The sequence below is a fragment of the Maribacter sp. MS6 genome (assembly GCF_056839185.1).
The window spans coordinates 4,347,778-4,365,949 of sequence record NZ_CM166389.1; the positions used below are offsets into that span (position 1 = coordinate 4,347,778).

Consider the following 18,172-nt stretch of genomic DNA (forward strand, 5'->3'; position numbering starts at 1 on the left):
CATTCTTGCCTAAAATTGTTGTTCATTCAAACCTCATGATTTTATCATATCAAGCGTCTAGTATTCTTCGTTATATCCCCTTATATCACCCATCATCAACTTAACAGGACCCATTTCGTGGGATTTTGGTAGGAATGCACCACTTTCCATTACTGCCCAATCGTCCCATGTTGCTTCGATACCACCAATAGGGATAATTTTCACCCACATTTTGAAGCTTTTGGGAAAGCCATTGGGTTGCAACATCCATAGGTAGGAATCACCAGGTGTGCTTCCGCCGGTTGTATAGGTAACCAGCAGCCCATCCGTGCCATCGGGTAGGGGAACTATACTTCGTTTGACACCGGTATCAAAAACCTTATAGGGAGCAACAAGCCAAAACGAGTCGTTATTAAATTTGTCTACTGCTTTTGCTATAATTGCTTCACTTTCTATATCCATAAGGCGTTCCCCATTTTTGAAAACTATACTGGAACCCTTTGAAATTAAGTCTAGGTTAACCAAATAATCATCCCATGAAACATCGACTTTGCGTTTTTCGGTATCCCATTTGTATTGATGTGCGCCGCCATTGAAAGACCACTCCAAATAATGGGTTTCCTTGAATTTATGATGGTTTAGCGTAGCGAGCATCTTTTCTGCCAAGGCATCGGCATCGGCACCTGGTCTTCCTTCAGGTAGCTTTTCATTATATACTGCATAAACAGTAATAAAGGCAATAATCAATAGGGCGGCGAGTACGCCAAGTATTTTGAGTATTTTTCGAATCATTTTTTTGTCGAGTTTAGATATTTTGAATAAGAGTTCCCCGTTTGTGGGCTATGGGCATTAATACCCAACCGCCGCATCGTCACCACGCTTATCGGCACCACCTTCTAATTTCCCATCGGGCAGCACTTTTATAGCATCTACCTTACCAATTATTGGCGTACGGTCTTCGTTTATAATATATCCTTTTAACTTCATTTGTTCCTTTAGCTCTGTTGTAAATCCCTCAGGTTCAAAGATGACCATGTCCGGTAACCATTGGTGATGAAAACGTGGGGCGTTTACTGCTTCTTGCATACTCATATTAAACTCGTACGAATTCAATATCGTTTGGGCCACAGCCGTAATAATCGTAGATCCACCAGGTGTTCCTACTACCATCCAAAGCTTTCCATCGCGCTCTACAATGGTAGGGGTCATACTACTTAACATTCGTTTTTCCGGGGCAATACTATTTGCTTCGGCACCAATTAAGCCAAACATATTGGGCACCCCTGCTTTTGCACTAAAATCGTCCATTTCATTATTCAGGAAAAAACCGAGTTCATCGGAGTATAGTTTTGAGCCATAGGCGCCATTTAATGTGGTGGTTACCGAGACCGCATTCCCTTCCGCATCTACGATAGAGTAGTGTGTCGTTTCCATACTCTCCATTATTTCTACTTCGCCATGCGAAACTTCAGATGATATAGTAGCTTTTTCAAAACTAAATCCTTCCATACGCGCGGTTAGGTAGCTTTTACTTAATATTACATCCAAGGGTATATCTACAAAGTCAGGGTCGCCCAAATAATAATTACGATCGGCATAAGCTCTTCGTGAAGCTTCGGTAAACAATTGTATCGCTTTTGCAGAGTTATGACCAAAGCCCGAAACATCGTAAGGCTCCATCATCCTAAATATTTGATTCATGGTAACGCCGCCACTACTTGGCGGACTCATTGAAATTATCCTAATATCCTTGTAATCGAATACGACAGGTTGTCTCCATACCGCCTCATATTTTTCTAAATCCTCTTCGGTAACATAGCCTCCCTTTTCTTGTATAAAGGCGGCTAACTTTTGCCCTGTTTCACCTTTATAAAAGCCGTCTCTACCATTTTGTGCTATGCGCTTCATGGTAGCGGCAAGGTTTGGATAGCTTATGGTATCCCCTTCTTTAAAAGGAGTCGCGAATTTGGTGCTGTCGCCACTTACCGCTATAATTTTTTCTCGCTGACTTGCTAATCTTTTTTCTTGATTTTCTGTAACGACAACTCCTTTTTCCGCCAAGGCAATAACAGGTGCCATAATTTCTTCAAGGGGCAGCGATCCAAATTTTTTGTGAACTGCAATGATTCCGGCTACAGTTCCAGGTACACCAACGGCGGTTGCCCCAAGGGTACTTTTTTCTGGAACAACGTTGCCGAGAGAATCCAAATACATGTCCTTATGAGCGGCTAATGGCGCCTTTTCCCGATAATCCAGTCCGCCTACATCACCGTCTGCACTTCTATAGACCATAAAACCGCCACCACCAAGATTACCCGCAAATGGATAGGCGACAACCAAGGCCATTTCTGTCGCTACCATAGCATCAAAAGCGTTACCGCCTTTTTTCATGATGTCCACCCCAATTTTAGAAGCCTCTGCACGAGCGGATACCACCATCGCCTTTTCGGCGACGAGTCCAGTAGGTATGATCGGCGCTTTCCTGCATTGGATAAACAAAACTGGTAAAACAATAAAAACTATAATTCTTTTAATCATAATGAAATGGTAGTTTTCTGGTTCGGTATTGGTTAAAGTGAATCAAATTTCTGCTTGGAAAAGATAATCAATTCCTCAAAAAAAGAGGTGAACTCGGTTTCAAATTCTTTGTAATGTTCTTCAAGATCTACAATCGCAAGATCCATTTTAGACTTGTTCTTTGTTCTTCTATTCATCCCGTTCAGCACATTGGCGATGCCCTCCATTTTCCTATAGTTTAGAAGCCAGTTGTCTGCGATCATGTAGGGCATCATGCGTTTTACGCTCTCCGGTAAAATGGCATAATAATCTTCTAACAAATCATAAAAATTATCAACGAACTCCTCCAAAGGAGCATCGGAATAACGGTCCCAGTTCTTTGCCAAATAATGATCGTAATAAATATCAACGATAACCCTACTATAGTGACTGTAGTTGGCATGTAGTCGTTTACTACTTTCCTTATGCAACCTATGCGCATCGGTAAAGGTATCTATCTGTCGATGTAATTTTATTCCTTTTATGACCCTTGGCGGTAGATGTTCAAACTTGTTTCCTCGAATACTATCTGCAATAAAGTTTCCTATGGTGATATCGGGATCACCAAACGATAGGTAAATATGTGCAAGGAAGTTCATTGACCAATAAAATTTTGTGCAGGTCGAATTTACGAATTGCTATCCTCCCAATTGCCAATAGACAATGTATATTTGCAAAAACTTATAGCGAATTTATGACACTGATTAAATCAATATCTGGAATACGAGGCACGATAGGAGGAAAGCCAGGGAATAACCTAACACCAATAGATGCCGTAAAATTTGCGGCAGCCTATGGCATATGGCTCAAAGAATACTCCAAGAAAGAAAAATTAAAGGTCGTTATTGGTCGCGATGCCCGTATTTCTGGAGAAATGATTCAGAATTTAGTGGTATCTACCCTAGTAGGGCTAGGGATAGATGTGGTAGATTTGGACCTGTCTACAACCCCTACTGTTGAGATTGCAGTGCCGTTGGAAAAAGCCGATGGTGGTATTATTTTAACTGCAAGTCACAATCCAAAGCAGTGGAACGCACTAAAACTATTGAACGAAAAAGGAGAGTTCTTAGATGCTGCCCAAGGTGCAAAGATTCTTGAGATAGCCGAAAAAGAGAATTTCAACTTTTCAGAAGTAGACGATTTAGGCGAAATTATAAAGAACGACAGTTATATTGATATTCACATTGATGAAGTTTTAAATCTGTCCTTGGTGGATGCTGATGTTATCCGAAAGGCTAAGTTTAAAGTAGTCGTAGATGGGGTAAATTCTACTGGTGGGATTGCAATTCCTGCTTTATTAAAGGAGCTAGGGGTAGAGGTAGTAGAATTGTATTGTGACCCAACCGGACATTTTCCCCACAATCCAGAACCCTTAAAAGAACATCTTAAAGATATCTGTGACCTAGTAGTAAAAGAGAAGGCAGATTTTGGTATTGTGGTTGATCCAGATGTAGATCGTTTGGCGTTTATAAGCAATGATGGCGAAATGTTTGGTGAGGAATACACCTTGGTGGCCTGTGCGGATTATGTATTGGGAAAAACAAAAGGGAATACGGTATCCAATTTGTCCTCTTCAAGAGCGTTACGCGATATCACAGAAAAACACGGTGGAACGTATGAAGCCTCTGCAGTAGGCGAAGTAAATGTGGTAACAAAGATGAAGGCGAATAAGGCTATTATTGGTGGCGAAGGAAACGGAGGCATCATTTACCCAGAAAGTCATTATGGTAGGGATTCCTTAGTTGGAACGGCATTGTTTTTAATGTTGATGGCAGAAAAGGGCGGCACCGTTGCAGAATTAAAGGCAAGCTATCCTAGTTATTTTATGAGCAAAAAGAAAATCCAGCTCACACCGGAACTTGATGTAGATGCAATTTTAGCGGCTATAGCAGCTACCTATAAAGACGAAGAGCTGACCACTATAGACGGCGTGAAAATCGACTTTCCAGAAAATTGGGTACACCTTCGAAAATCGAACACTGAACCCATCATACGTATTTATACGGAAGCGAAGAGCCAGGCAGAAGCCGATGACTTGGCAGACCGAATGATTGCAGAGCTAGAGCAAATTGCCCGGGCATAAAGCGTATGCTTTTCAAAAATGTATAATTAAAAATCCCAAAACTGAGTGTAGTGTTGGGATTTTTTAAGTTGTATCAACAAACAATGTTAAACTATCCTACTTTGGCTTTAAGAACTTTTACCTGCTCTTTTTTAAAATACGCTTCCCTTACAATTTTGGCGGTTTCATGCTGGCCAAGATGATGCCAGCCTGGCGGCATAAAAATATATTTTAGCTTGTTTATGATACCTGGTGCTTTTGCAACATCTTTGGCTAAGGCAACTATCTCTCCAAAGTAGACATCCAAGAAATTTCCAGAGTCCATTTTTCTAGTAATACCATATTCAATTTTTATCTCTTTCTGTTCCTCTTGATACGTTTTAAAGACACGGTCCCAGATATTTAACAGGTTACAAAAATTGGTATCCATATATAACGGATTTCTTGCGTGGTGCACTCTATGGTGCGATGGTGTTAAAATATACTTTCCTATGATTCCAAACCTTGCATCCTTAATTACGTTCTCTCCCACGTGTATAAAGGCGCCCCAAGTACCATCTATGAACATGATAAGGAACAATAGTTCTGGCTGTACGCCTAGTAAGATACACACGGTAGTCCTTATCGTATCTGCATACGGTCCCTCTAAAAAGAAATGTGCATAGGTAACCGAGAGATTCATATCCTCAGGTGCATGGTGCGTAGAATGCAAACACCAAAACAGGCGAACCTTGTGACCCCAATAGTGATATAGGAAGTGCCCAAACTCCCAAACGATATAGGCATAAATAAACCAATACCATGTAAAACTTGTTTGGAAAAGCGCTATCGGCTGTAACAAACCTATAATCCATGTTACCATAGCTATAGCAATAAACCTTCCTACAAATCTATTGAAGATGTAAATAAGAAAATTTACCTTGTAGACCTTTGTCTGTGGTTTTTTGTAGAGTAAACCTAGCGTTAGTTCCAGCAATACCAAAAAAGGTATAATTGGGTAAATAAGCGATACAATGCCATCATACGTCCTAAAGACTGTGTAATCGCCCTCCCGAATAATTTCCCAGGCTTGTGAAATACCTAAAAAGCCAATTATTTCGTTGTAGATTGTTTCTAAGATTTCCATCTCTTTGATTGTTAATGCATTAACGGTCTAAACAGCGCTAAATATAACCAATAACAATACATCAATCAATTCAAATGATAGAAATTTGGTGGCCTGTACTACGAAGTCTTGGCAAAATGTGCCGGTTGTTTGCCCCTGTGTTTCCAACGTTTATGGGTCCAAAAATAATGTTCCGGTCGCTCTCTTATCTGTTGCTCCGTGAGTCGCAAAAAAGTCTCTGTGATATAGTTTTCGTCGGTTTCTTTGCCTCGCTCTGCAATAGGAATAAATTCTGCTTGATAATAGCCTCGTTTTACCTTACTAACTTTGAGGAACACAACGGCGAGATCTAATTTTCTGGCCATGGTTTCCGCACCGTTGAAAACAGGTACTTTTATGCCCATAAAATCTGACCAATATTGGGCCCTATGCCTTTGCGGCGACTGATCGCTTACCATTCCGAAAATTCCGATAACGCCATCCCGTTTATCACGAACGACAGTTTTTACCGTCTCCTGTTGGGTAATTAGGGTGGTATTCCATCTTGCTCGTACTTTTCGGATAAAAGAGTCAAAATATCTATTGGTTATTTTTTGATATACAGCGTACCCTTTAGAGTTCACGTAATTATTTATACTTACGTTCCATTCCCAATTTGCATAATGGGAGCATAGGATAAGTATGCTTCTTTCTTTTTCTAATTCTCGTAGTACTTCAATATTTAAAACCTTATATTTTTCCTGCACTTGATTTTTAGTAAGTGCCATTGTTTTGATCATTTCAAGAAACATATCGCACATATGCTTAAAAAATCTCTTTTCTATTCGATTAATCTCCTCCCTGCTTTTTTCAGGAAAGACCAAAACCAAATTGTCTCTTACCACCCTTTTACGATAGCCAAAAATATGGTAAACAAAGAAAAAAACTACATCGGAAAATCCGTAAAATACAGTGTGGGGCAATATGGAAATCAACCATAAAAAAGGATATAAAAAGATAAAGGCAAGTAGCTGCATAGGCTAGATTATAATGAACAAATATAGCTATATTTGAAGCCAAAAATAAGGTTTACACATGAACAACTTAAGTATAGCTACCATGGCTATTATTGCTGCCAACGTTATTGTTTCTTTAAAAGGATTTAACGATACTTATTTTTTTGATCGTTACAAGTTTGGGATAGGAGCAATAAAAGCGGGACAGAAAGAACGCATGCTTACCTCTGGTTTTCTGCATGTAGATATTTCCCATTTATTCTTTAATATGTTTACCCTTTACTTTTTTGCAGAGGTGGTTATTAATGGTTTTGGTTCTGGGAAATTTTTGATTATTTATTTTATTAGTCTTGTTGCTGGCAGTCTGTTGGCGCTTTTCTTCCATAAAAATGAACCTTATTATAGCGCTGTAGGGGCTAGTGGTGCCGTTACGGGTATTCTGTATGCAGCCATTTTATTACAGCCAAATATGCAATTAGGCATTATGTTTATCCCTATTCCACTGCCGGCCTATATTTTAGGGATTGGATACCTTTTGTATTCTATTTATGGTATGAAAAGCAGACTTGGCAATATTGGACATACGGCACATTTTGGTGGTGCTGTTGGAGGCTATTTAAGCACTCTTATCTTTATGCCTTCACTTTTAGTTACGGACACCTTTATGGTCGCTATTCTAGCAGTACCAATCGTACTTCTGTTTATTTTGGCAAAAGCAGGAAAAATATAAAATGTAGGAAAATACTTTATTTTTGGCAACATTTTAGAGTGAATTAGGGTAATTCATCGAAAAACACATTTGTAATATATGTAGATAGGTTGTAGTTCGTTCTTATGGGACTTAATACCAATTGTAATAATATTATGAAAAAATTACCCCTTTTAATAGTTGCATTTGCGACTGTATTTATGTCATGTAGCGATGAAACTACCGTTTTTGAAGATCCGGACAAGAACGATATTAGAATGGAGACCAACGAAACCCTTCTCGAGAACAGTGTTCTTTTTGACAATGCCGGAGTGTTGGATATTTACGATGAAGAAAATATCGCTGGTAAATCCTACTTGACCGGTAAAAATGATTTAGCTGGTGATTACCCATTAACCTTGGTTGCACAGATCGATGTTCCTTCTTTTGACGGCGGAGCCAATTTAACTGCATCACATGTAGATGTTTCAGGTTCGTATGCCTATGTTTCCTATAATACCGCAGATGCGGGTTACGTAGGGGGTATAGATGTTATTAATGTGAGTGATCCAAATAATCCGATAGTTACCGCAAGGTTATACTATGTAAATGCGGATATTAATTCAATCAAATATGATAATGGATACATTTATATCGCAGGTGGCGTAGATTCCGAAAAGTCGGTAACGGCTACAGCCAACTCGTTTGTTGCACGATTACAAAGTTCTAACGGAAGAATAAATGTTGATGCAGGAATTATATATGGTTTCCAGGAGGGCTATAATGCTACAGATATCGCAGTAACATCAAACGAAGTACTGGTTACAAGTGGTCGTGAGGGTTTTGTTACAGTATATAACAAATCAGATTTAACTTCTACAAAAGAAGCACCATTTATGGATTTAAGATCCGTGGCCGTAAAAGACAATCAAATTGCAGTACTAGATGCCAGCCTAGGAGTTAGTATTTTAGATGCCAATTTGAATAGTATACGTGATATTGCCATAGATTCTGATTTTGGTACTAATACGAAAAGAACCTTAGACTTTTCAGGCGAACATATTGTTGTTGCAGAAGGTTCTAAAGGCGCAGGAGTATACAATTACGGTACAGGTTCATTTGTAGAATACATTCCTATTTTGTTAAATCCTGAAAGTGTGGATGACGCGGATGTTGTTACAAATGCCGTTGCAACAAACAAAGAAGTACTTTTAATGGCAAATGGGGGCGCAGGCCTTTGTTTATCGGAAGAACAGCAAAACAGCACTGACCTTGTTGGTATAATTCAATTGGAAGGTTCCATTAACTACGTAGCGTCTAAGGACGACTATATTTTCGCAGCTTCTGGTAAAGAAGGGTTACAAATCATTAAACTTAACCGGCCCAATGAGAGTTTGGTAACTCGATGTGCAGATTTATCATCATATAGCGGGAGTGCTAATTTAAATGTTAATGCAAACCAAAACCTAGCGTATAGAGGCGCTAAAAGGTTTAATAATTTTAATGTATCCGGGTCTTTATTGTTATGTGGTTCTTGGACCGTAAAAAACGATGTTAATTTAAATACCGATTCTCTTTTTGAAATGAACGGTACACTTGTTATCGGAAGAAATAACAAACGAAAAAATGTAAATATAAACAACGGAGCTACCATGCGGGTAGAAGGCAATCTAACCATTTATGGTGATCTTAATCTTAATGATGGAGCCACCATAGAATTTGTTGGAGAAAACGCTGTCGTAAATATTTTTGGTTCTGTAAACAGAAATGGAAACGCCGCTGTTAATGGGTCGTTCAGGGATCTAAAGAATAAGTTCTAATTCAATAAACAGTAGTATAAAAAAGTTCCTAGTAGCACCACAGTGCCGCTAGGAACTTTTTTTATTTAATTGAATCTTAGTCCAAAAGCTCGGAGACTTTCTCTTCTAGTTGTGTACCCCTAAGGTTCTTTGCAACGATAATACCATTTTCATCCAATAGAAAAGCCGCCGGAATTGCCTGTACATTGTACATTTTTGCAATTTCATCGTCAAAGTAGGCAATATTGGATATGTGATTCCAAGTAAGTCCGTCATCGGCTATGGCTTTTTTCCAAGCTTCCGCCGTCCTATCCAAAGAAACACCCACTACGTTTAGACCTTTATCGTGGTACTTTTCATAAACAGCAAGAATGTTTGGATTTTCCGCCCTGCAAGGTCTACACCAACCCGCCCAAAAATCTATTAAGGTGACCTTGCCCATTACATCGCTCAGGGCAATCGTATCACCTTCTGGGTTTGGGCCAGAAAACTCGGGAGCTTTTGCACCTATGGCCGTACTTTTACTGGCCTCTTCCAACTCTTTCTTTTTAGCAATTAACTCAACCACTTTCTTCCCGGACTTCGAATTCTTTATTTCTGGCGAAAGTGCATCATACAATGATTGTATTTCTCCTACTTCAACAGTGTTCATAGCCATTGCTCTATCCAATAGTAAAGCGGATATCAAGCCATTGGGATTGTTTTTTATGAAATCGATTTCAAAGGATTCATATTCTTCTTGCAGTTCTTGCATCTCATCGTTCAATGCAGCTAGCGTAGCTTGCCCGTTTTGATCAGCATTCGCTTTTTGCATATCTTCCTGAATGGACCTTGCCTGCAGTGAAAGTTCCTTGGATTTATCCAAATAATTAAAGAAAATCTCGTTCTGCAACGTACCCTCTACTTCGGCAAAACTAAGGCTGTCTTTTTGGGCATTAAAAGCGATAGTACCATTTTCTACTACAAAAGCCGCATAGCCCTGTAGCTTATCTACAAAAATGTAATGAATGTCCGGTTCTGTACTCGTACCTGTGAACTGAAACTTACCGTCTACAAGCAGTGTTGTATCCAGCTCTATTGGCTGTCCGTTATCTCCCGTTTTCTTTAGAAATACTTGGGTGCCTTCCTCAAAATCACCTCTAAGCTCTCCATTTATTATGAAACCCTCTGGATTTTGGTTACAGCTGAACGCAATTACAAGCACCATTAATAGTACAATCTTTCTCATAAAATTATTAATTTAAGGGCCAAATGTACTTATATAAAAGCATAAAAAAAAGCTACCACGAGTTAGCGCGATAGCTTCCAATACAATACTGTGGTTTCTTTAAAACTGATAGCGAATACCCAGCCCTATATCAAAATCAAAACTATCGGTAAATCCGTCATATCCAACAAGACCTAGTTCAGGTCTAAAATCCAATGAAATTACTAAAGGAATGTCAAAATCATATTCAACGCCAATATTTCCAGCTCCAAAAATAAAAAGTCCACCGACATCATCCCTATTCGGAAGTCTTGGGAAATCGGCACTACCCAAACCACCACCAACACCATAGTACCAATTAAAATCTCCTTCTATAGGGCGCACCCATTGGTAAAGACCAGCCAATTTAAACGCACTAAAATTTCTACTGTCGCGCCAGCCCAAATCGACTTCAACTCTGTTGGAGTTGCTTATCGATTTTTGATAGGAGATTTCAGCTCCAAATCCGTCACTATCTCCCAAGCGCAAGCCCAATGCATGATCTGAAATACTTTGAGCGCTTAGCGCAGCTCCGGTCAAAAAAAGAATAATCGTAAATGATTTTAACAATTTCATATGATTTGTTTTAATTAATGAATAAAAAATGAGCCGTTCTCGTTCATAGCTCAAACAATAAAACTTAATTTAGTAACCAAAATTGTGCCAATTTGAATAATAATATACTTTCCTCTTTATCAAAGGAACTTGAAGGAGATTTACGAATAGACACCCTTTCAAAAACCTTATACGCTACAGACGCTTCTGTGTATCGAAAAATACCAATGGCCGTGGCCTTTCCAAAAACAGTAGTCGATATTCAAAAGCTCATTGAGTTTGCGAATACTCACAAGATAGGTTTAATTCCCAGAACGGCAGGAACTTCCTTGGCAGGTCAGTGCGTGGGAGACGGAATTGTAGTAGATGTTTCCAAACACTTCACAAAAATTCTTCGATTAAACGAGGCAAAGAAACAAATAACCGTTCAGCCCGGAGTAATACGAGATGAGCTGAACCAATATCTAAAACCTTTTGGACTATTTTTTGGCCCCAATACATCCACTTCCAATAGGTGTATGATCGGTGGTATGGTGGGCAATAATTCGTCAGGTACCACATCCATACAGTATGGCGTCACCAGAGACAAAGTGGTTTCTTTAAATACAGTGTTGGCAGACGGTAGTTTAGCTACTTTTGAAGGGCTTTCCAGCTCGTCATATACCGATAAAATTAATGGTAAAGGTATTGAAGCATCTATTTATAAGAACATTCATAAAGAGCTATCTAACAATAATATAGTTAATGAAATAATTACTGAGTTTCCTAAACCTGAAATTCATAGGAGGAACACCGGCTATGCCGTAGACGAGTTATTGAAATCGGCTCATTTTGGAGGTGATGAAGACCGTGTTAACTTAGCAAAGCTGCTGTGCGGAAGTGAAGGCACCTTGGCATTTACCACGGAGATTACGTTGCAATTAGATGATTTACCACCACCGCTTTCGGCAATGATAGTGACTCACTACGCAAGTTTGCAAGATTGTTTGTTAGATGTAGCACCGGTAATGGCCCATCCTTTACAATTATGTGAGATGATGGATAAAGTAATCTTGGATTGTACCAAGAATAACCGGGCACAAATGGCGAATCGCTTTTTTGTTGCAGGAGATCCGGAAGCGCTACTAATGCTGCAAGTTAGTGCGAGCTCAGAGTTAGCGTTAAAGGAAAGGGTTTCAGAAGTCATGGAAACGATTGAAAAATCTGGGCTCAGTTACGCACATCCCGTACTTTTTGGCGACAATATCAACAAGGCAATAGAGCTTAGAAAGGCAGGTTTAGGGTTGTTGGGAAATATCGTGGGCGATATGAAAGCAGTTGCCTGTATTGAAGATACCGCTGTTGCCTTAGAAGACCTAAGGGAATTTATTGGCGAGTTTACGCAGATAATGAAAGGCTATGGCCAGAAAGCGGTCTATTATGCCCATGCAGGCGCAGGGGAGCTACATTTAAGGCCAATTTTAAATCTTAAAAAAGCTACAGATGTTGCCCTGTTCAGAAACATAACTACCGACGTTGCCAAATTAACGAAGAAATATAAAGGCTCCTTTAGCGGTGAACATGGCGATGGTATTGTGCGTGCCGAGTTCATTCCGTTAATGATCGGTGACAAAAACTATGAACTATTACGGCGCATCAAATCCTATTTTGACCCCAACAATATACTCAACCCAGGAAAAATAGTGGATGCGTACCCCATGGACGAGTCCTTTAGGTATGAAATTGACAGGGCTGAACCCGAATTAAAGACTATGATGGATTTTTCCGATAGCGAAGGAATTCTAAAAGCCGCGGAGAAATGCAATGGAAGCGGGGATTGCAGAAAAACACACCACATGTCCGGAGCCATGTGCCCTAGTTATCATGCCACTAAAAACGAAAAGGATACTACAAGAGGCAGGGCAAATGCGTTGCGGGAATTCTTGACCAATCCCCAAAAATCGACCAATGCTTTTGACAGCGAAGAACTTAAGGAAGTATTCGACCTGTGCCTTAGTTGTAAGGCCTGTGCGAGCGAGTGTCCGAGTAATGTAGACATCGCTACCCTTAAGACTGAGTTTCTGTATCAATATCAGGAACAGAACGGCTACCCCTTACGTGGAAAGCTCTTTGCGCATAACACCAAACTCAACCGCCTAGGTAGCAAGCTTTCCGGACTAACCAACGCAGTCTACGATTCTAAATTATTGAGCGGTCTAGTCAAGAAAGCCAGTGGTGTAGCGGAGAATAGAAGCCTACCAAAAGTTTATAGTTATAATTTCGATAGGAAGTTGCAAAACGTTGTTGGTCAGAATTCTATAACAAAGTCAAAAGTAGTTTTATATATCGATGAATTCACACGTTACCTCGATGTGGAAGTGGGTAAGGACGCTATAGATTTGTTGGTTCGCTTAGGGTACGATGTATCCTTGTATTACGCCGAAAGCGGCAGAACGTACCTATCTAAAGGTTTTTTAAAACAAGCTAAAGCCCTAGCGATAAAGAACAGTACCGAATTAAAAACTTTTGCAGATAAGGGCTTGCCAATTTTAGGGCTGGAGCCCTCCGCAATACTATCCTTTAGAGATGAGTACAAACGTTTAACGGAAAACGAGGTAACGGCGCAACGTGTAGCGGACCACTCATTTTTAATAGAGGAATTCTTAGCTAAGGAAGTGGAAAAAGGAAATTTAGACGCATCCGCGTTTACCGAAGACGCTAAAGATGTTAAAATTCACAACCATTGTCATCAAAAGGCGTTGAGCAATCAAAAAGTAACCTTTGATATCTTAAACCTACCCAAAAACTATAAAGTTTCCATTATTAGTTCGGGTTGTTGTGGTATGGCAGGCTCCTTTGGTTACGAGAAAGAGCATTATGATGTAAGCATGCAAATAGGAGAGCTGAAGTTATTCCCATCCATAAGGAAATCCAAAGAAGATGTAATTATTTCAGCAAACGGCACCAGTTGTAGGCATCAAATCTATGATGGCACCAAAAGAAAGGCCAAACATCCGGTAAGTATTTTAAAAGAGGCCCTTAAACCTTAGAAGTATACCTTGTTAAATTCAGGTCTTAGCTCGCTTTTTGACCTATGATGGCATTGAGTTGGCTCATGTCCATACCTTTAAGTGCTTCATCTACAAAAAACGGACTTAGCTTATCGTTTTCGTACCTGTACAGCTTCCATCGATTAAAGGAGTATTCCAATGCTGTCATATTTTCCAGCCAATCCCCAGAGTTTAAATACAATGTCTTTCCCTTTGATGTTTCCATATATTGCTTCTTCGGTTGGCATGTGTGCCCACAAACGACACAATCCACATAGTTTTCAATGGCCAAAAAAGTTACCATACGCTCAAAATCTAAACTATATTTTAATCCGGACGCATTGTTTTTCTTCCTCTTTTCAAAAAAGGGATATTCAGCTCTTTTTCGATTTTTGTAAATCCAATGCACTCCTCTGTTTATGGCAAAAAGCATTTTATATCCAGGACTTCCAAGTTTTGCAATCCATCTCATATGCGGCAACGGTGTATCTAAAATGTCACCGTGGAAAAACCATGTTTTCTTTCCGTTTAAATTTAATACAAGCTTTTCACGAAACTTTATTCCCTCAAAAGCCTTTATTGTTGAGCTACTTGACATATCATCTCGGCATCCGGTAATATAAAACACCTTGGTACCCTTAGACACCATAGCTGTAATTTTTTTGACAACGTTTTGATGGGAATGAGGAAAAGAGTTCGTTTTATAGCGCTTTACGTCCAAAATGCCCCCATTTAATATCAGCATATTAGGGTCTATACTACTCAAATAGGCAAGTAGCTCATCCGCATGACACCCATGATTCCCCAGGTACATATCTGAAATGACCGCTATTTCTAGTTTTCTTTTCTTCAAGGATAAATTTTAGAACAAAATTAAACCCAATGGTATATTGATTGGTTATCCTTTTCAATATCATATAATAATCAAAAGGTTAACTAATTATTACGAAAGTGGACAAAGGTTAATATAACTTTAAGAGCAACCGAAATTTTTCTTTAATGCATTTTAAAATTACATTTGTACCTCATTCATTTTTTTGAAGATGGCAGGAAACACCTTTGGCACCCTTTTTAAAGTAAGTACATTCGGAGAATCGCATGGTAAGGCCATAGGTGGCGTAATAGATGGGTGTCCGTCTGGAATTGAACTTGACCTAAATGCTATTCAGCAAGACTTGGACAGGCGTAAACCCGGCCAATCCGCCATAGTGACGCAACGTAAAGAGCCAGATGAAGTAGAATTCTTTTCTGGTCTCTTTGAAGGAAAAACTACAGGTACACCTATTGGTTTTGCTATTCATAATACGAATCAAAAATCACACGATTACTCGCATATCAAGGATTCTTACCGGCCTTCCCATGCCGATTATGTGTATGATAAAAAGTACGGTTTCCGTGATTACAGAGGCGGCGGACGTAGCTCTGCAAGAGAAACAGCAAGCAGGGTAGTAGCCGGTGCCATAGCCAAACAGTTTTTGCAGGGGATTAAAATCAATGCTTTTGTGACTCAAGTTGGCGATATGCGATTGAATAAGCCTTATACGGAGTTGGATTTATCGCTTACCGAGTCTAATCCGGTGAGGTGTCCAGACCCAGAAATGGCAGCCAAAATGGAAACCTATATTAAGGAAGTAAGAAAAGAAGGAGATACAATTGGGGGCATTATAACCTGCGTAGCCAAGAACGTACCTGTAGGCTTAGGAGAACCAGTGTTCGATAAGCTCCATGCAGAACTAGGAAAAGCAATGCTATCCATAAATGCAGTGAAAGGATTTGAGTATGGTAGTGGCTTCGAAGGTGTTAAAATGAAAGGTAGCGACCACAACGACCAATTCAACTCGGATGGGTCTACACAAACTAACTATAGTGGTGGTATTCAAGGAGGTATAAGTAATGGTATGGATATTTACTTTAACATTGCTTTTAAACCTGTTGCTACTGTTATTCAGGGCTATGAAACGATAGATAAAGAAGGAAACAAAGTACAGGCACAAGGAAAAGGAAGGCACGACCCCTGTGTGGTTCCTCGTGCAGTTCCTATTGTTGAAGCAATGACCGCACTGGTATTAGCAGACTTTGTGCTATTAAACCGGACAATTAAAAAGTAAACGATTTAAGATAGCTACCAAAGGACATAATAATAGGTAAGAATGTTTGCGTCCTTGATGTCAAAAATTGGAATCCTTAGCACCTTTTTGCTTATAGGAATTAAGCGGTTTTACCATTATATGAAGGTACTTTCTCTTAAAGTGTTGTACTTTTCAGGGTGTGGCTCATTAAAGCTAGGTCGCTAACTAAAAAAACGCTTTCGCAGTATCTCTTTCATGCTTCCGTTCAAAATAGTATCTTGTCTCCCTAAACGAACTTTTATTTATGAAGAAGCTTGAATTGCATTGGCAAATAATGATTGGGATGGTATTGGGACTATTTTTTGGTTTTGGTATGACCTTTTTGGATTGGGGAAAGGAATTTGTCATGGATTGGATAGCTCCCGTAGGCACCATTTTCATAAAATTACTAAAGCTTATTGCGGTTCCACTCATTTTAGCATCTTTGATTAAGGGAATATCCGACTTAAAAGACATATCTAAGTTTAGGAATATCGGCTTGCGTACGATCGGTATTTATATTGGAACAACTACCGTCGCTATTATTCTAGGGCTAGTCTTGGTAAATGTACTGGCGCCAGGTGATGGTGTTTCCGAGGAAACCATCGAGAAACTAACATCTACCTATGCAGGTGATGAAGGTATCGCGGCGAAGTTGGAAGAAGCATCGAGGCAAAAAGAGAGCGGCCCTTTGAAATTTCTGGAAGATATGGTTCCCGACAATGCTGTTGCCGCACTTGGCAACAATCAATTGATGCTTCAAGTTATATTCTTTACGATTTTCATTGGGATTTCCATGCTGTTGATAGGTGAAAAAAGCGCCAAACCATTAAAGGATTTCTTTGATTCCCTTAATGATGTTGTTTTAAAGATGGTTGACCTTATTATGCTTACAGCGCCCTATGCCGTATTTGCGCTCTTAGCCAACGTTGTAGTTTCGTCTAGCGATCCGGAAATTTTATTGGCATTGCTTAAATATGCGGGAGTGGTGGTCTTAGGATTGTTTTTAATGATTGTTTTCTATTGTACCTTGGTTGCAGTTTTTGCCAAAAAGAATCCATTTTGGTTCTTAAAGGAACTTAGTCCTGCACAATTGCTTGCCTTTTCAACGAGTTCTAGTGCAGCTACCTTACCAGTTACTATGGAGCGCGTAGAAGAGCACATTGGTGTGGACAAGGAAGTGTCCAGTTTTGTATTGCCTGTAGGAGCTACGGTAAATATGGATGGTACCAGCTTGTACCAAGGTATTGCCGCGGTTTTCATAGCACAGGCCTTAAGTTTTGACCTTCCCTTAAGCGGACAGCTAACCATTGTTTTAACAGCCTTGCTGGCTTCTATTGGAACAGCAGCAGTACCAGGCGCAGGAATGGTAATGCTGGTTATTGTTCTAGAGTCAGTTGGTTTTCCGCCGGATAAGTATGCCATAGGATTGGCTTTAATCTTTGCGGTAGACAGACCTTTGGATATGCTACGAACCGTTGTAAATGTTACCGGAGACGCTACCGTTGCCACCATAGTGGCCAAATCCGTAGGTAAGTTACATGATAATCCTAAAGCCAAGAATTGGGACGATCATTATGATGAGGTAAAATAGTTGATATTCGATATAACTCAAGAATTAGCTCCTATTCCAAAAACTTAGCCTTTAATTCAGGTGTCGGAATCATACAAGCGTCTTTTTTACCGAACCAAGCATAGCGGTACCTGGATATTAAATCGTATACGATATTTCGTAAACCACTAGGAATCAAATATAAGATTCTCGATATGCTTCGATATCCATTTAGATGACTTCCAATTTGCAAGGCGGCATCGGATTTAATGTAATAGGCAACGCCAGGCTCAATAAGCACTACGGAATCGATTGCGGATGTGTCGATATGACGTTCCGAAAGCAGTTTCTGACCTACTTCACTTTGTAGGGAGGCATATCGGAACACATCATCCCTATCGCGTTTTATGATAAACTGAACGAAACCGTTACAAAGGTTACAAACACCATCAAATAAGATTATTTTTTTGCTTTCTTCCACAAAGCAAAGATACACTA

Annotated in this window: 15 protein-coding genes; 6 read left to right on the forward strand and 9 right to left on the reverse strand. The window is 39.7% G+C overall.

Features of this window, described 5'->3' with window-relative positions:
• Window positions 1-57: 57 nt before the first annotated feature.
• From MS6x_RS18880 to MS6x_RS18890, 3 genes are read right to left on the reverse strand one after another with little or no spacing between them, the layout of a single operon-like run.
• Window positions 58-771: a hypothetical protein gene (locus MS6x_RS18880; protein WP_482604307.1), complete on the reverse strand. Its 714-nt coding sequence runs from the start codon at window positions 769-771 to the stop codon at window positions 58-60.
• Between the two features lie 57 nt (window positions 772-828).
• Complete coding sequence (ggt, locus tag MS6x_RS18885; RefSeq protein ID WP_482604308.1) at window positions 829-2,517, reverse strand: gamma-glutamyltransferase; 1,689 nt, start codon at window positions 2,515-2,517, stop codon at window positions 829-831.
• A gap of 32 nt (window positions 2,518-2,549) precedes the next feature.
• Window positions 2,550-3,134, reverse strand: a complete 585-nt coding sequence (locus MS6x_RS18890; protein WP_482604310.1) for an acyl carrier protein phosphodiesterase — start codon at window positions 3,132-3,134, stop codon at window positions 2,550-2,552.
• Between the two features lie 95 nt (window positions 3,135-3,229).
• On the opposite strand from MS6x_RS18890, the gene glmM reads away from it, so the two are divergent.
• On the forward strand, window positions 3,230-4,618 hold the full coding sequence (gene glmM, locus MS6x_RS18895) for a phosphoglucosamine mutase (RefSeq protein ID WP_482604312.1): 1,389 nt from the start codon (window positions 3,230-3,232) through the stop codon (window positions 4,616-4,618).
• 91 nt (window positions 4,619-4,709) lie between these two features.
• Here the strand turns inward: glmM and MS6x_RS18900 are convergent, their stop codons facing one another.
• Together MS6x_RS18900 and MS6x_RS18905 are read right to left on the reverse strand one after the other, a co-directional pair.
• The gene (locus tag MS6x_RS18900; RefSeq protein ID WP_482604314.1) at window positions 4,710-5,723 is read right to left on the reverse strand and encodes a sterol desaturase family protein; all 1,014 of its coding nucleotides are present in this window, start codon (window positions 5,721-5,723) and stop codon (window positions 4,710-4,712) included.
• Window positions 5,724-5,821: 98 nt separating this feature from the next.
• Window positions 5,822-6,718, reverse strand: coding sequence for a lysophospholipid acyltransferase family protein (locus tag MS6x_RS18905; protein ID WP_482604316.1), 897 nt, complete (start codon window positions 6,716-6,718; stop codon window positions 5,822-5,824).
• 58 nt (window positions 6,719-6,776) lie between these two features.
• On the opposite strand from MS6x_RS18905, the gene MS6x_RS18910 reads away from it, so the two are divergent.
• Both MS6x_RS18910 and MS6x_RS18915 read left to right on the forward strand, forming a co-directional pair.
• Window positions 6,777-7,427 (forward strand): rhomboid family intramembrane serine protease, encoded by a 651-nt coding sequence (locus tag MS6x_RS18910; RefSeq protein WP_482604318.1) that lies wholly within the window; start codon window positions 6,777-6,779, stop codon window positions 7,425-7,427.
• A gap of 134 nt (window positions 7,428-7,561) precedes the next feature.
• Window positions 7,562-9,205: an LVIVD repeat-containing protein gene (locus tag MS6x_RS18915; protein WP_482604320.1), complete on the forward strand. Its 1,644-nt coding sequence runs from the start codon at window positions 7,562-7,564 to the stop codon at window positions 9,203-9,205.
• Between the two features lie 76 nt (window positions 9,206-9,281).
• On the opposite strand, the gene MS6x_RS18920 is transcribed toward MS6x_RS18915, so the two are convergent.
• A complete protein-coding gene (locus tag MS6x_RS18920; protein ID WP_482604321.1) occupies window positions 9,282-10,412 on the reverse strand; it encodes a redoxin domain-containing protein in 1,131 nt (376 codons plus the stop codon).
• 99 nt (window positions 10,413-10,511) lie between these two features.
• Entirely contained in the window at window positions 10,512-11,006 is a 495-nt protein-coding gene (locus tag MS6x_RS18925) for a hypothetical protein (RefSeq protein ID WP_482604324.1), read from the reverse strand.
• A gap of 92 nt (window positions 11,007-11,098) precedes the next feature.
• Between MS6x_RS18925 and MS6x_RS18930 the strand changes: the two genes are divergently transcribed.
• Window positions 11,099-14,014, forward strand: a complete 2,916-nt coding sequence (locus MS6x_RS18930) for an FAD-binding and (Fe-S)-binding domain-containing protein (protein ID WP_482604326.1) — start codon at window positions 11,099-11,101, stop codon at window positions 14,012-14,014.
• Between the two features lie 25 nt (window positions 14,015-14,039).
• Here the strand turns inward: MS6x_RS18930 and MS6x_RS18935 are convergent, their stop codons facing one another.
• A complete protein-coding gene (locus MS6x_RS18935) occupies window positions 14,040-14,867 on the reverse strand; it encodes a UDP-2,3-diacylglucosamine diphosphatase (RefSeq protein WP_482604328.1) in 828 nt (275 codons plus the stop codon).
• Window positions 14,868-15,057: 190 nt separating this feature from the next.
• Between MS6x_RS18935 and aroC the strand changes: the two genes are divergently transcribed.
• Entirely contained in the window at window positions 15,058-16,122 is a 1,065-nt protein-coding gene (gene aroC / locus MS6x_RS18940) for a chorismate synthase (RefSeq protein WP_482604330.1), read from the forward strand.
• Between the two features lie 265 nt (window positions 16,123-16,387).
• A complete protein-coding gene (locus MS6x_RS18945) occupies window positions 16,388-17,716 on the forward strand; it encodes a dicarboxylate/amino acid:cation symporter (protein ID WP_482604332.1) in 1,329 nt (442 codons plus the stop codon).
• Between the two features lie 31 nt (window positions 17,717-17,747).
• Here the strand turns inward: MS6x_RS18945 and MS6x_RS18950 are convergent, their stop codons facing one another.
• Complete coding sequence (locus MS6x_RS18950) at window positions 17,748-18,155, reverse strand: thiol-disulfide oxidoreductase DCC family protein (RefSeq protein ID WP_482604334.1); 408 nt, start codon at window positions 18,153-18,155, stop codon at window positions 17,748-17,750.
• Window positions 18,156-18,172: the final 17 nt, after the last annotated feature.